At 43.7% G+C, this 14,398-nt stretch carries 10 protein-coding genes, 6 pseudogenes and 1 riboswitch; of the genes and pseudogenes, 11 read left to right on the top strand and 5 right to left on the bottom strand.

Annotated features, from left to right (window positions below; translation table 11 throughout):
- The first annotated feature begins 25 nt into the window (after nt 1-25).
- Nucleotides 26-1,510, top strand: a pseudogene (locus tag JCM19039_RS03710) (glutamate synthase subunit beta).
- 73 nt (nt 1,511-1,583) lie between these two features.
- On the opposite strand, the gene JCM19039_RS03705 reads toward JCM19039_RS03710, so the two are convergent.
- Nucleotides 1,584-2,555 carry an aromatic acid exporter family protein gene (locus JCM19039_RS03705; RefSeq protein ID WP_042423964.1) on the bottom strand — a complete coding sequence of 324 codons (972 nt, stop codon included), beginning with the start codon at nt 2,553-2,555 and terminating at the stop codon, nt 1,584-1,586.
- A gap of 148 nt (nt 2,556-2,703) precedes the next feature.
- Here JCM19039_RS03705 and kapB point away from each other — a divergent pair.
- The 5 genes and pseudogenes from kapB to JCM19039_RS03680 all read left to right on the top strand — a co-directional run bounded on the left by kapB (nt 2,704) and on the right by JCM19039_RS03680 (nt 8,142).
- Nucleotides 2,704-3,089 (top strand): annotated as a pseudogene (gene kapB / locus JCM19039_RS27730) (sporulation phosphorelay system protein KapB).
- Between the two features lie 133 nt (nt 3,090-3,222).
- A pseudogene (locus JCM19039_RS03695) lies at nt 3,223-4,415 on the top strand (cystathionine gamma-synthase family protein).
- A gap of 69 nt (nt 4,416-4,484) precedes the next feature.
- Nucleotides 4,485-5,456 carry a homoserine dehydrogenase gene (locus JCM19039_RS03690; RefSeq protein WP_307190151.1) on the top strand — a complete coding sequence of 324 codons (972 nt, stop codon included), beginning with the start codon at nt 4,485-4,487 and terminating at the stop codon, nt 5,454-5,456.
- Between the two features lie 30 nt (nt 5,457-5,486).
- A pseudogene (locus JCM19039_RS27725) lies at nt 5,487-6,930 on the top strand (aldehyde dehydrogenase family protein).
- Between the two features lie 43 nt (nt 6,931-6,973).
- A pseudogene (locus JCM19039_RS03680) lies at nt 6,974-8,142 on the top strand (M24 family metallopeptidase).
- 24 nt (nt 8,143-8,166) lie between these two features.
- Here the strand turns inward: JCM19039_RS03680 and yidD are convergent.
- Both yidD and dapA read right to left on the bottom strand, forming a co-directional pair.
- On the bottom strand, nt 8,167-8,397 hold the full coding sequence (gene yidD / locus JCM19039_RS22945) for a membrane protein insertion efficiency factor YidD (RefSeq protein WP_373974967.1): 231 nt from the start codon (nt 8,395-8,397) through the stop codon (nt 8,167-8,169).
- 71 nt (nt 8,398-8,468) lie between these two features.
- Nucleotides 8,469-9,354, bottom strand: a pseudogene (dapA, locus tag JCM19039_RS03675) (4-hydroxy-tetrahydrodipicolinate synthase).
- Nucleotides 9,355-9,552: 198 nt separating this feature from the next.
- Nucleotides 9,553-9,734: riboswitch (Lysine riboswitch) on the bottom strand.
- 164 nt (nt 9,735-9,898) lie between these two features.
- On the opposite strand from dapA, the gene JCM19039_RS03670 reads away from it, so the two are divergent.
- Nucleotides 9,899-10,543, top strand: a complete 645-nt coding sequence (locus JCM19039_RS03670; protein ID WP_042423962.1) for a YhcN/YlaJ family sporulation lipoprotein — start codon at nt 9,899-9,901, stop codon at nt 10,541-10,543.
- Between the two features lie 24 nt (nt 10,544-10,567).
- Here the strand turns inward: JCM19039_RS03670 and JCM19039_RS03665 are convergent, their stop codons facing one another.
- Together JCM19039_RS03665 and JCM19039_RS03660 are read right to left on the bottom strand one after the other, a co-directional pair.
- A complete protein-coding gene (locus tag JCM19039_RS03665; RefSeq protein ID WP_042423959.1) occupies nt 10,568-10,786 on the bottom strand; it encodes a hypothetical protein in 219 nt (72 codons plus the stop codon).
- Entirely contained in the window at nt 10,755-11,099 is a 345-nt protein-coding gene (locus JCM19039_RS03660; protein ID WP_042423957.1) for a hypothetical protein, read from the bottom strand. The genes JCM19039_RS03665 and JCM19039_RS03660 overlap by 32 nt, the downstream gene beginning before the upstream one ends.
- Before the next feature lie 191 nt (nt 11,100-11,290).
- On the opposite strand from JCM19039_RS03660, the gene JCM19039_RS03655 reads away from it, so the two are divergent.
- The 4 genes from JCM19039_RS03655 to JCM19039_RS03640 all read left to right on the top strand — a co-directional run bounded on the left by JCM19039_RS03655 (nt 11,291) and on the right by JCM19039_RS03640 (nt 14,174).
- Nucleotides 11,291-11,554 (top strand): hypothetical protein, encoded by a 264-nt coding sequence (locus JCM19039_RS03655; protein ID WP_042423955.1) that lies wholly within the window; start codon nt 11,291-11,293, stop codon nt 11,552-11,554.
- Nucleotides 11,555-11,574: 20 nt separating this feature from the next.
- On the top strand, nt 11,575-11,964 hold the full coding sequence (locus JCM19039_RS03650) for a type II toxin-antitoxin system PemK/MazF family toxin (RefSeq protein ID WP_238544457.1): 390 nt from the start codon (nt 11,575-11,577) through the stop codon (nt 11,962-11,964).
- A gap of 189 nt (nt 11,965-12,153) precedes the next feature.
- Nucleotides 12,154-13,392: an alpha/beta hydrolase gene (locus tag JCM19039_RS03645; protein ID WP_238544912.1), complete on the top strand. Its 1,239-nt coding sequence runs from the start codon at nt 12,154-12,156 to the stop codon at nt 13,390-13,392.
- Nucleotides 13,393-13,547: 155 nt separating this feature from the next.
- Complete coding sequence (locus JCM19039_RS03640) at nt 13,548-14,174, top strand: hypothetical protein (RefSeq protein ID WP_042423952.1); 627 nt, start codon at nt 13,548-13,550, stop codon at nt 14,172-14,174.
- Nucleotides 14,175-14,398: the final 224 nt, after the last annotated feature.

Raw genomic sequence — 14,398 nt, 5'->3', positions numbered from 1 at the left:
ACCGTCAGAACAGGAGGGGATCACAGTGGGAAAAGCGACTGGTTTTATGGAGATTAAACGAGAAGCTCCGCCAAAAAGAGATCCAGTGGAACGATCAAAAGATTGGAAAGACATTCATTTGACACCGTCAAAAGAACTGATTGAATCACAAGCCGCTCGTTGTATGGATTGTGGGATCCGTTTTGTCAGGCAGGTACGAGCATCCCAGGTTCTGATGAAATTGGTTGTCCGGTATACAACCTCATTCCCGAATGGAATGATTTAATCTATCAAGCAAATGGTATGAAGCGTTGGAGAGACTTCACAAAACAAACAATTTCCCAGAATTTACCGGAAAGGTGTGTCCAGCTCCGTGTGAAGGGTCTTGTACGGTTGCCATTGATGACGATCCCGTCGCCATTAAATCAATTGAGTGGCAAATTATTGAGCGCGGGTTTAAAGAGGGCTGGGTAAAAGCTCAGCCACCGAAAAAAAGAACAGGAAAAAGCGTCGCGGTTGTTGGTTCAGGTCCGGCAGGACTTGCCGCTGCTGCCCAACTGAATAAAGCAGGGCACACCGTCGTTGTTTATGAGAAAGATGATCGTATTGGTGGTCTATTAACGTATGGGATTCCGGACGTGAAACTGCCGTATGATACGGTCATGAGAAGAGTTCGGCTGCTCGAAGAAGAAGGGATTACGTTCAAGACGAACGAAGAAATTGGACGAACAATCTCGTGGGAGCAATTGAACAATGATTATTCTGCCGTCATTCTTTGCACAGGTGCTCAAGTACCTCGAGGCGTTGGCGACGTGCCGGGCAAAGAGGCAAATGGTGTTCATTTTGCGATGGATTTTCTCACGCAAAATACGAAATCATTGCTAGATTCAAACCATGAAAATAAAGAATACATTACCGCTAAGGATAAAAACGTGATCGTCATTGGTGGGGGCGACACTGGGGTTGACTGCATTACAACGTCTGTTCGACACGGGGCGAAGTCAATTACCCAGTTTGATATTAATAAGATTAAAGAAGACATTCGAATGGACAATAACCCGTGGCCGCTGTTCCCAATGACGTTTGCCAAAGAAGATGGTCATAAAGAAGCGGAAGCGGTTTACGGTGAAGACCCGCGTGCATATCAATGGTTTACGACAGCGTTTGTCACAGATGAAGACAATAACCTTGTTGGATTGGAAGCCGTCCAAGCAGAAACATCTTTGAAGATGGAAACAAGATTCGAAAACCGATCCCTGGAACTGAAAAAGTTTGGGATGCTGATCTTGTTTTACTAGCGATTGGATTTACCGGACCAGAGCAAGCGTTGCTCAAACAGATGCAAGTAAAAGTAACAAACCGTGGTACGATTGATGCGCCGTATGGTAAGTACAATACGAATGTTCCAAGTGTATTTGCTGCAGGAGACAATCGTAGAGGTCAAAGCCTTGTCGTATGGGCGATTCATGAAGGTCGAGAAGCGGCTCGCGAGTGTGACCGTTACTTGATGGGCGATACGATTTTACCGTAAAACGGTAGGCAACGACACCGAAGACGAGGAGGGTACCCTCCTCGTCTTCGGTTCGTTCTCTACCCAACTTTTTTCAACCCGCTTGTCTACGCTCGGCGGATTGCTTCGAGAACACGGCCGTTCTCTCCAATAGAAATAATGTGCGCATGATAAGGTGGTAATCGTTCAAGTAAGCGGGGGGAATGGAACTCTCTTTTCGCAGTAACCATTGGATTACCTGTCCGCGTTCATCTTTAGAAAGTTTATGCAAATGCTTTGGAACGTTAGCTGCAAACTGAATTAAGTACGGAGCCGTCTTCGCTCCTGCTCGTTGTGAAAGTTCAAGCACAAGGTCTCTCACTTGGCGTTGCTGATGAGAAAAATAGAGTAATTTTCTCATCTCACTTTTTTCAGGGGGACGAAGTTGCCATTGTTTTCGTTGCAACGTTGCCATTCGTTCGAACTCTTGGACGCTCTTCAAAAGTTTCGTCCGGTTTTTTTCTCTCGCATACGGATGTTTCCCGTTTACATACAAAGACGGTAGCGCTTTGAGTTCTTGAAAAAGTCGATCATGGCGTTTTTTTAGCTCGGGCATGAAATTATTTGGAAGTACAAAGATGTTTACGACTGTTGAAATCATAATGCCGATCATTGAGCTCATCACGCGTACACTGTAATCATCAATATGTTGATCAAACATCGTTGGCATCATCGCAAATAAAGAGATCGAAGCAATGAGGGTGCGCTTATTCACTTGCAACTGCATCGTACAGAGAAGTAAAACACTAATCGCAAACAAGTACCAAAATGGATGGGCACCGAGGGAGTAGTAGAAAAAGAGAGCAAACGACACTCCGACAAGGGCAGAGCCTAAACGGACAGCCCCGTTTCGAACTGCATCAAGACTCGTAGCCTCTAAAGCTAAACACGTTGTAATGACGGCATACCCTGGGGGTAAGTGCAATGCACGACAGAGCACAACGCAAACGGCGATACTAATCAGTGATTTGATGGTTCGGTTAGAGAGACGTTGGATAAACAATTGCATAAGCGCACGGCCTTTCATAATTTCACATACCGTATTAACCGGATGCTCCTGATGCTTAGGATGTCAAAACGAAAACATTTTATGCATTTTTTTATTAACATCTTGAACAATGCTCATGTCATCACGTATGATAGAAGTGAAATTACGGTAAAAAAGTCATCAAGAGATGAGTTGTTCTGAAGGGAGTGATCTGGTGTACGTAATCGGAAAGTATAAAACAGGTGTCTATGCAGGTACGCCTATGGAAGAGAGGCGCGACCAAACGCTACTTCAAGTTGAAGCGGTCATCAAGCACCCACTGCAAGGTGACCTCCATCAAGGGTTCGCCACCGATGTCCCTTTGTTTCATCAACGCAATGCACTTGCTCATAAAGAGAAAGCGTGGGTGCCACGGTCACAGTAAAATCGTTTACCGATGACCTGCCTTCTTATGAGCATAGTTTGCAATCCGCTGTTGATGATGAGATTGCCCGAATGAAAGAACGAAATGATTCATTTGGGGAGGAAGCGCTAAAGAGTTTAGAAGAACTAAAAGTAAGGTACAGTAAGTAAAGAGAAACTTTATAGATGGGTAAGACCAAAGAGGTGACACTTCTGTCTTCCTCTTTTCTTACGCTTTTTTTAGCTTCTTTTCGTCCGAATTTTCAATGAGTTAAATCGTTTGATGAATTGAGGAGTGGATAGAATGACACGTAAACAACCATCATTTGCAACGGAAACGGTATGGGCAGGAGAAGAAAAGTATCGGGTACACGGCGCGAGTCAAGTGCCGGTCGTACACAGTGTTGCGTACACGTACGACGATCTTGATTATTGGTATGAAGTGGCGGTTGGAAACGCGGAAGGTCATATCTATGGTCGCAATACAAACCCAACCGTCGCAAGCTTTGAAGACAAAGTGAAACAGCTCGAAGGCGCAGAGGCTGCAACGAGCTTTTCAACAGGTATGGCCGCAATTAGCAATACGCTGCTTACGTTTTTGACGCCTGGAGACCGCATTGTAAGCATTAAAGATACGTACGGAGGCACAAACAAGATCTTTAGTGAGTTTCTCCCACGTCTAGATATTGATATCACTTTGTGTGAAACAGGCAATCACGATGAGATGATTGAAGAAATAAAAAAAGGTTGCCAAGTCGTGTATCTTGAGACACCGACGAATCCGACAGTAAAGATTACAGATATTGAGAAAATTGCCGAAGCTGCAAAAGAAGCAGGAGCTCTTGTCGTTGTTGACAATACATTCGCGACGCCAGTGTTACAAAACCCACTGCAACTTGGGGCTGACCTTGTCATTCACTCTGCTACGAAGTTTCTAGGTGGTCACGCTGATGCACTTGGCGGAGTGTTATGCGGGGATGAAGTGCTCGTTGACCGGGTGTACCATTACCGAGAAATTAACGGGGCAACGATGGACCCGATGGCTGCTTATTTACTCATAAGAGGCATGAAGACTCTTCATTTGCGCGTATGGAAACAAACAGAAAACGCAGGGAAATTAGCGGAATATTTAAAAGCGCATCCACTCGTAGAATCGGTGTATTACCCTGGGCTTACCGATCATGCAAACCATGATATTGCCAAACAACAGATGCGAGGATTTGGCGGTATGTTTAGTTTTTCATTACACGGTGGAATGGATGCGGTCAAAGAGATGCTCCCGAAATTGAAATTTGCCAATCGTGCGGCAAATCTTGGTGCAGTCGAAACAACGGTTGGACCAGCAAGAACAACGAGTCATGTTGAATCTTCGCCAGAGGAGAGAAAAGCGCTTGGCATCCCTGACGGCTCATTCGGTACTCTGCAGGCATTGAAGACTTTGAAGATTTAAAAGCAGATCTTGAAGAAGCGATGAAAGCCATTACAGTAACTCAATAACAGGAGAGTGCTCATGAAGAAAAAAGTTGCGATTATTGGTTTTGGTGGAGTCGGTCAAGCTTCGCCAAGCTGTTAGCCGAGAAACAAGAACAGCTAATCAGTCAACATCATCAGGACATTGAGATCGTGTCGATTAACGATTTATACAAAGGCACATTACACGATGAGAATGGGCTCGATATGGCGGGAGTATTCAAAAGTTTAGACGTTGATGGAACACTCGAACACTATAAGAATCAAAAGGCAATAAAACCCGATTGGGATGCAGTGAAAACAATCGAAAACACGAATGCTGACGTTATCGTTGAGCTAACATTTACCGATGTTTTGACTGGAGAGCCCGCCATCACTCATTGTAAAACAGCAATTGAAGCGGGGAAACACGTGGTGATGACGAACAAAGGCCCCATCGTTAAAGCCTATCAACAACTGAAAGAAGCCGCAGATAAAAAAGGGGTTGAATTTCTATTTGAAGGAACCGTTATGAGTGGTACGCCTGCGCTTCGTATGCCACTTATGACACTGAAAGGAAATACGATTACACGCATCGAAGGCATATTAAACGGTACGACAAACAGTATGCTTACAGACATGGCGAGTGGCATGAGCTATGAGGACAGCCTTGATATTGCGAAACAAAAAGGGTATGCCGAAGCCGATCCAACGAACGACGTTGAAGGGTATGATGTTCAAGGAAAGGTCGTCATTTTAGCGAATGTTCTACTCGGTGCCAGCCTTACGCGACATGACGTTCCTTGCACTGGCATCACGAAACTCACACGAGAAGATTTTAAGAAGGCAAAAGATTCAAACCAAGTGTGGAAACTTCTCGGTGTTGTAGAAAACGATGGTAACGTCGTAACAGCTCGAGTGGAGCCGAAATTACTTACCGCAGATGATCCTTTAGCGCAAATTAATGGACCGATGAATGCGGTAACGTATCAGTGCGATTTGTCTGGAAATGTAACACTTATTGGTGCAGGAGCGGGAATTACGGAGACTGGATTTGCTGTACTCATTGACATTTTGTCTATCCGATAATTGAATTCTAATAGGTTAGGGGTGTAAGAAATGATCGGAATTAATGAAAAAGACCAAGCGATGTTTATTTCAGGCGAGTGGAAACAAAAAACCGAGATGATTGAAGTACAAGACCCAGGTAAACGAGTGACGATCGGGTATGTGCCGAATGGACAGAAAGAAGACATGGTGGAAGCGTTGCAGTCCGCTGTACTCGGTCGAGAGATTGCAGCAGCGCTTACCGTGCGTGAACGTATGGACATTCTTATGAATGTGTCTCGCCTCATTCTTGAAGAGCGTGAAGATATCGCAGAAATCATTGCATCTGAAGGCATTAAGACGATAACTGAAGCCCGTAAAGAAGCGCGAAGAGCGGCAGAAACGTTGCAAATTTGTGCTGAAGAGGCAAGAAGGTTAACCGGGTCTACAGTAAATTTCGATCAGATGCCTGGAAATGCTCATCGGCATGGGTATACATTCATGTTTCCGATCGGGATCGTCGGTGCGATCACACCATTTAATGACCCACTTAACCTCGTCGCACACAAAATTGGTCCAGCGATTGCAGGAGGGAACGCTGTTGTGTTAAAACCGGCGACAGAAACTCCACTTTCAGCCTTTGGTTAACGAAGAAATTTCAAGAGTCTGGGCTTCCAGATCATGTATTAAACGTCGTTACAGGTCGGGGGAGTGAAGTGATTCCTCCGATGATTGCACATCCTGATGTTCGTTTAATTAGTTTCACCGGTGGACTTAAAACGGGGGAAACGTTAGCAAAGCAAGCCGGGCTAAAGAAAATAGGGATGGAATTAGGGGCCAATTCCCCGCTTATTGTTTGTAAAGATGCGAACATCGGTGTTGCTGCAAAGGCAGCTGTGACGGCGCTTTCGCATCAGCTGGTCAGAATTGCTTAGGTGTTCAGCGCATGATTGTGCATGAGGATGTATTCGACATATTCACTGAACAAGTGATCGAACATACATCTCGACTAGCATTTGGAGACAAGATGCGTGAAACCGATGATGTCGGTCCGTTAATCAATGAAAAAGAAGCAGAGCGAATGATTCACCGCATTGATGAAGCGATCGACAAAGGCGCTCGCCTTTTATGTGGAGGCGTGTTACATGGAAACTATTTAGAGCCAACATTGCTCACCGATGTGCCGAAAGATACACTGTTGTATAAGGAAGAGATTTTTGGACCGATTGCAATGATTGAATCATTTCAAAGCCTAAAAGAAGCAGTAAGAGTCGCGAATGATGTGAACTATGGACTGCAAGCCGGTATTTTCACGGCATCTTTATCGAACGCACATTACGCCATTCAAAAATTACATGTTGGTGGCGTGATGGTGAATGACAGCAGTGATTTTAGAATTGACGCCATGCCTTTTGGTGGGACAAAAGGATCAGGTCTAGGTCGCGAAGGGGTTCTGTCTGCACTCCATGAAATGACAGAACCAAGAGTCGTCTGCTTCACAGAAATTGAAGAATAGCTTTTACACGAATTCCACAACGAAGTAGGAGTGCTGGCCAATTATGTTTCCTAGAGAAGAGTATCAACTCAGAATGAATAAAACAAAGCAGAAAATGCTCGAATATGGCGTTGAAGTACTAATACTATCCAATCCATCAAACCTTTGTTATTTAACGGGATACAATGCGTGGAGTTTTTACGTCCACCAAGTAGTACTCGTGTTAATAGATGAGGAAGAACCGATTTGGATTGGACGGGAAATGGATGCTCATAGTGCTCGCACGACGACGTGGCTTGACCAACGGAGAATTATTCCTTATCCGGATGAGTTCGTACAATCGACCATCAGACACCCGATGGATTTTGTCGCCAACATTCTTACTGACCTCGGTCAAGGCCAACGAAAAATTGGTGTAGAAATGGATGCGTTCTATTACACAGCGATGTGTCATGAACGCATCACGTACGGTTTACCGGATGCGGAGTTTAAAAATACGAGCACGATTGTCAATTGGGTTCGCGTGATCAAAAGCGATGAAGAAATTCGATACATGCGAAAAGCAGCGAAAATCGTAGAAAATGCAATGCAATCGGCTTATGATACGGTAAATGTTGGTGTTAGGGAAAATGATGTGGCTGCCGCCATCTATCACGCTCAAGTGAGTGGAACAAAAGAGTTCGGTGGAGATTACACGTCGATCGTTCCGATGCTACCGACAGGGAAAAACACGGCAAGCCCTCACTTAACGTGGACAGATAGAAAGTACGTTGAAGGCGATTTTCTAACATTGGAAATCGCTGGCTGTTATCAGCGGTATCATACACCACTGGCACGAACGATGTCTCTAGGAAAAGCACCTGAATCTGTAAGAGAAGTAGGGAAAGTGGTTACCGAAGGCATTAGCGAAACGTTGGCGCAAATGAAACCAGGTGTAACCGCAGAACAGGTGGAAGAAGTTTGGCGTACATCAATTGGTAAGCACGGATTCATTAAAGCATCGCGGTTAGGCTATTCAATTGGCCTAAGTTATCCTCCAGATTGGGGAGAGCATACAATCAGTTTTCGAAAAGGGGATCGATCCTTTTAGAACCAGGCATGACGTTTCATCTTATGCCCGGCATTTGGTTTGATGACTTCGGTGTAGAGATTACGGAATCCGTATTAATTACGGACTCGGGGGTTGAAACACTTACGTCATTTAACCGTGATGTGTTTGAAAAACCGTTGTAGTCCATTCATTAATACAAACGGCACTCACGAAGAGTGCCGTTTTTTTTCTTTTTTTGGAGGGACAGGATCAAATCCTCCGCGATGAAATGGGTGGCACTTTAGAATGCGTACGATGCCGAGGAGTAGTCCCTTAACGACACCGTGTGTTTGCACCGACTCCAATGCATAATGAGAACAAGTCGGTTGGAATCGGCATGTAGGCGGGGTGGCAGGAGATATGAATTTTTGATAAAAGCGAATCGGTGCAATAACCATTTGGCGGAGAATGACCATCCCTCCAATCACAAAAGTAAAGAGCAGACCGAATGGTCGCTCTTTACGTTAAATTAGCTCACATAAAATGTGGCGTTTGGTTGCAAAATGCTGTAAAGCATATGGCTCTCATCGTCAGTAAGGCGAATCATAGGCAAACGTACATCGCCTGAGATGATGCCTTGCATTTCTAGTGCAGCTTTTACCGGAACTGGGTTTGGTGCCATAAACATCGCACTCATAATGGGTAGCAATTCACGGTGTTGCTTCGCTGCGGTCGTATTGTTACCATCTAAGAATTGTTGAACCATTTGTGCCATGTTCTTCCCAATAATGTGGGCGGCAACAGATACAACACCTTTAGCACCGATGGAGAGAAGCGGTAATGTCATGCTGTCGTCTCCACCGTACAAGTCGAAGCCGTCAGAGGAGTTCTCAATAATCATTGAGGCTGCATCCAAATCTCCGCTCGCTTCTTTAATTGCGACCACATTGTAGGTGCGAAAGACGAATTGTTGTCTCTGGCATGAGGCTGACAACCGTCCGACCGGGTACGTTATAGAGCATGATTGGCAAAGCTGTCGTTTCAGCAATTGCTTTAAAATGCTGGTACATGCCTTCTTGTGATGGTTTATTATAGTATGGTGTAACGAGCATAATTCCGTCTGCTCCAGCTTCTTCTGCTGCTTGCGTTAATTCGATGGATGCATTCGTATTGTTGCTGCCCGTACCGGCAATGACCGGAATTCGTCCGTCAACAATGCGAATCACGTGTTTGAATAAAGAGACTTTCTCTTCTTTGGACAGTGTTGGGGATTCACCTGTCGTACCGGCAACAACCAGTGAGTCGCTTCCGTTTCCGACTAAGTGATTCACAAGCTTCGTAACATCGTTGTAATCAATCTGTCCTTGTTCATTAAATGGAGTCACCATCGCAGTGACAATTCGGCCAAAATCCATGAATATCACCCTCTGCTTATAAATTGTAGTCTAGGTTTGTTAAAAAAACATGAGGGGCCTGACACAAACATAATATGTGCTTGCACTAGTGAAAGTGCAGCTGTTTGATTGGGAAGGGCGGCAGCCTGCCAATAAAAAAGCAACAATGAGAGATCTCATTGCTGCATGAATACCTTCCTAAACAGAAAAGCACTTCATGCGTGAGATAGCCCTCCATATAAGGTTGTCCTTATATGACAGCCATACATTTGTTCAATGTAAGACCAGCCTTGACTGCGTGAGCATGCCTTAGCTTCGGCAAATTCCCCTTTCAGTAAACTTCAAAGAAACTCACGTTTCTCCATTTACTTACTAATGATCTTTGCTCCTCTACTCCCAGAAGAAGTTTGTATAAACTTATATCCTTATACTAACAAACGATCTCACCCGATGCAATGGGTAAACGATGATCATTTTGTTACGTATTGGAAACAGTGACGACATTTGCCTTCAATAAATCAAGTAAAGCAGAGAAAAATAACGGTAAGAGGGAGGTACGCGTACTATGAAGAGGAAAGCCATAGTAGTATTGATCGTGCTTGGTCAGCTCGTATTGATGAGCTCATGCAATGAAAATGCAATGGAAGAAAGTAGTCAAGACCGCTATCCAAATCGAGACGAAGATCAAATGGTTGAGAACTTAAGTTCTGATGAATACTATAATTATACAAACAAACCGACACAAAGAGATTATGGATGGCACAATAACCGTTTAACTCCTGCAAAAACAGGGAAGTTTAAGGATAGGCCGAATTCGCATGCACATCCTGATGCGCTGTTGCATGAGGCTGAGCAAATGAACGATAGCATTGAACAGCCGGATACAGGTGAAGATGCCGCGAATATTAAGTACAAACTAGAAAAACTTCACTCTGTATACAGCGCCTATGTTGTTGAAATCAATGGCAGGTTTTTTATTGGTTTAGAAAGTGAAACTGAGGATAAGGCGCAAATGAGTCGTGCCATCCAAGAGATTGTGAAATCAGAGAGAAATGATGCGCAGTACGAATGGTTTACAGATCGAGGAGCGGTGAACCGAATCCGAGCTGCTGAACGTGCTGAACATCCCAATCAAGAAACGCATCTGGATGATTGGTTTCATGAGATGGAGTATGAGCTTCAAAAAAGAGGAAAAGGATGGTTAGATTAAACCATCCTTCCTCTTCATTCCTATTTACGATGTGATGCCTAGGTCGTTAATTTTTGCCTCATACAAATGTTCCATCGTCACGAGATAATTCGTTAAGTTTTCTGTATGTGTTTTCGCATTGTCACAGTCTGTTTGCCCATCGCAGTTAGGTAGGTCGTCGAGAATGGCGTTTAACTCAACACGTGAGCTAACAATGAGTTCTTTTACATCTTCAAAAGATTGAGGTGTATAGATTCCTTCCATATCTTTTGTGTAACTGAACAATGTCTCTGCACTTTTTTTCTGCTCTCATGTAGTTCCCATTTAGCATGTGGTTGTAAAGCACATCAAGTTCATCATGAAATTGCCCCAAAAAGTATGCGTAATGATCACTATAGAGCATGACCTCTTCTTCAGGAGGATGTTTCTCATTCTTTACATAAATGGAGTTAGGTTGCTGATCCTCCATGTGAGGCTTAGCATTGTCTTGTTGTAGATCTTGCTCAAGATCGTTTCCGTATTGATTACAGCCAACCAATAAAGAGATGGCGGTCATGGCGAACAGGTACTTTCTCACGATAGAAACCCCTTTCTGTCAATCTTCTTTACTTCTTAGTATGGGATTTGCGCGACAATTCTATGCATGTTTTCTAACAGAACCGGTCATCCTTACATTATAGGGAAGCGAATATGTGAAAAATCATTTATTCCATCACCGATTTCACTTATAATGGATAAGGAATACATGGCTGGGGGGCGAGTAGGATCATGCATTCAGAAAAAATCGCAGTTCCACTTTCAAATGATTTATTTAGTGAAATAAGGCACTTGACGCAACCCGAACAAAATCGCCTGTTTCACAATATCGTTCAATACTATGTACAAAAGAAAAAGCGCGAACAACTCATTCAAGATCTTCGATATGGTTATGAGGAAATGGCAGAGCTAAATTTAGCAATTGCTGAAGCCTTTGCCTATTGTGAATGGGAAGCGTTTAAAGAGAATCACACACAAAAGGTCACCCATTATTAACAAGGAGGTGAATGGATGAGGTGAGCAACCATAATCAATCGCAACATCCAGCTGCAAAGAAAAGCGTCAAACGCGGCGATGTTTTCTTTGCAGATCTATCTCCGGTTGTAGGATCCGAACAAGGCGGGGTTCGGCCGGTGTTGATAATCCAAAATGATATCGGCAATCGGTTTAGTCCGACCGTCATCGTTGCGGCGATCACTGCACAGATAAAGAAAGCCAAGTTGCCAACCCATGTAGAAATTGATGCGAATAAACACAAGTTTGACAGAGATAGCGTTGTACTTTTGGAACAGATCCGAACGATCGATAAACAACGGCTGACAGACAAGATTACACATCTCGATGAGAACATGATGCAAAAGGTGAATGAAGCGTTAGAAATCAGCATTGGGTTAAGAGATTTGTAGCTACATAACCGATAAAAACCGACTCGACCTCCCCGAGTCGGTTTTTCAATTGCTAAAAATGTGTGAAAATGTGTGATAAACTAAAAAAATAACGCAACATTTACCAAACATTGTGATATAATATAAAAAACATGCATAAACATCGTGAAAGCAGAGATATATAGGAGAAGTGCGGGAGGCGAGTTAATCGTGAAGATCTCATCAACGAAACTTTGGAAAATGATCACGTTTTTATTCAAACTTGGGATTGGTTTTGGCATTATTTTATCAAGTTTTGTCAGTAGCTGGTCGGTCACCGCAGAAGGGAATTTACCTGCAAAAACGGGGGTCGTTCTTCACGCAATTAACAACCAACTCATCGTGCCAAGCGATAATTTACAAGCACCTGCATTTCTCACGCGAGGAACGAATAATGGTGGAATTGTCTTTGAAAGACAAGACATTGCAATTCCAGTGAGTGATGGTCACTTCTTAGAGGCGCGCATGCACAAACCAAAAGGCGTACAAAATGCACCGATCATTATGTATTATCACGGTGGGGCATTCATGGAAGGGTACGGCAGCATCTATTCACATGATAATATCGTCCGAGCTTTAGCAAATCGGTCTGGCGCCATTGTTGTTAGCGTAGGTTACCGTCTTGCACCTCAACATATTTTCCCTAAAGCGATTGAAGATTCATATGATGCTCTCGTTTGGGTGCATGAACATGCAGAAAACCTTGGAGGAGATCCAGATAATATTGCTGTCGCAGGGGACAGTGCAGGTGGAAACATTGCCACCGTCACAGCAATGAAAGCGAGAGACTTAGGAGGCCCCAATCTCGTAGCTCAGCTTCTTTATTATCCATTAACGACGTTTCACGATCACGCCCTTGAGACGAGGGACAAGTACAGTAGCGGCAACTACTTGCTTTCTAGAGCGGTAATGGAAAAGGCAAGAGATTCATACACGCCAGGAAAAGAGATGTGGGAGAATCCGTATGTTTCACCACTTGATGCTGGAGAAGCAACCGATTTGCCGCCAGCATTTATCGCAACTGCAGAATATGATCCACTCCGAGATGAGGGTGAACTGTATGCCGAGAAACTATTCCAAGACGGTGTACATGTAGAAACAATGCGCTACGAAGGCGTCATGCACGGGTTTTTATCGTTTTATGAAGTGATGGCCACGGGTAACACAGCGCTAAATGACAGTCTTGCTTTCTTAGAAAATGAGTGGGCAGGGGACCGAGAGGCAACTGTAGGTTTCCGTGTCATAGACCGCGAGCCCCCAAGTGGATGGGCACGTGTGAAAGAAGAAATTGAAGCACACGCGGCAGCGATCTATTTACTATCGATTCAATTTTCAAACGTGTTTAATCAGATGGCAGAACAAGCAGATGGGTTATTTCAACCTGAAGATCGAGATGACGAATTCAAGTAAAAATAGTGATAAATGACGAAAAAACGGCACCTGATCAGCACAGAACTGATCAGGTGATTTTTTTCGTGTATTCTTTGTATTTCTCTATTTTATTTTACCTTTGACTGTGATACACTACATTTTGGTTAATGACAATTCCGAAAGGGGGCCTCCTGATGCTGGCAGGACTTAAGCTGCGATTGAATCGTCCGATGAATCGCGTAAACCACACAACGAACAACGAAGAAGCGGTGATTTTTTTAGAACAGGAAATGAAGAAGTTTATTCAAATGACTCGACCGGTCTTTTTATTAAAAGATGAATCAGAAGAGATGCTCGTAAACTTTCTTCAAACGTCTAAACAACGGACGGGTCTAAAGCAACGTCCACAGACGAAAGAGTCACGTCAGAGAGCAGCCTTCTTTGATAAAGACTTGCCATTGTTCGTTAAATATTGCAAAGCGCAAGGGTTTCAGATGGAAGGTAACGAAATGTTATTCTCACAAGTGCTCATGAACAGTGTAGATCTCTGGAACTTTCAGTTTAATCAAAAGAAATACGGTCGCATTGTACAAAAAGGAGATTCCATTCGCGACGTGTTTGAACGATATTTAGACCAAGTGGATGAATCCGAACAGTATCAGATTACTTCAATAGAATTTTTACGCCAGAGTATGATTAGCCAACGGCTTTTACCGGTATCCATTAAAGCCGAGAAACTCATCCGACAGTTGCTCATCCATGAGAAGCGAAACAGTGGCGAGGAACTTAGACGATTTGAAAAACGACTAAACAACGTATAACTATAAAAAGAACTGAGCGTAATTGTACGCTCAGTTCTTTTTTGGGCTCTACACTAAATGTTGGGGTGGAAAAACAACTGAGGCAAAATTAAATACGCAGGCTTCTTTGTCCTCTATATTTGAATTTGCCGAAACAAGTCATAGACAAGGAGCTACGTATCCATGCACTTTATCACATCATTCCCGGGACTGGAAACGATGACGGTCACCGACTCTCAAATTAT

Origin of the sequence: Geomicrobium sp. JCM 19039 (genome assembly GCF_000698145.1) — a bacterium.
Classification (GTDB): domain Bacteria; phylum Bacillota; class Bacilli; order Bacillales; family Marinococcaceae; genus Geomicrobium_A.
This window is presented reverse-complemented; position numbering and strand designations above follow the sequence as displayed.

Bases quoted from the DNA above. Each gene is read 5' to 3' on its own strand.
- JCM19039_RS03640 (WP_042423952.1), top strand. From the start codon at position 13,548: ATGCTGGCAGGACTTAAGCTGCGATTGAATCGTCCGATGAATCGCGTA.
- JCM19039_RS03665 (WP_042423959.1), bottom strand. From the start codon at position 10,786: ATGGAAGGAATCTATACACCTCAATCTTTTGAAGATGTAAAAGAACTC.
- JCM19039_RS03705 (WP_042423964.1), bottom strand. From the start codon at position 2,555: ATGAAAGGCCGTGCGCTTATGCAATTGTTTATCCAACGTCTCTCTAAC.
- JCM19039_RS03670 (WP_042423962.1), top strand. From the start codon at position 9,899: ATGAAGAGGAAAGCCATAGTAGTATTGATCGTGCTTGGTCAGCTCGTA.
- yidD (WP_373974967.1), bottom strand. From the start codon at position 8,397: ATGGTTATTGCACCGATTCGCTTTTATCAAAAATTCATATCTCCTGCC.
- JCM19039_RS03655 (WP_042423955.1), top strand. From the start codon at position 11,291: ATGCATTCAGAAAAAATCGCAGTTCCACTTTCAAATGATTTATTTAGT.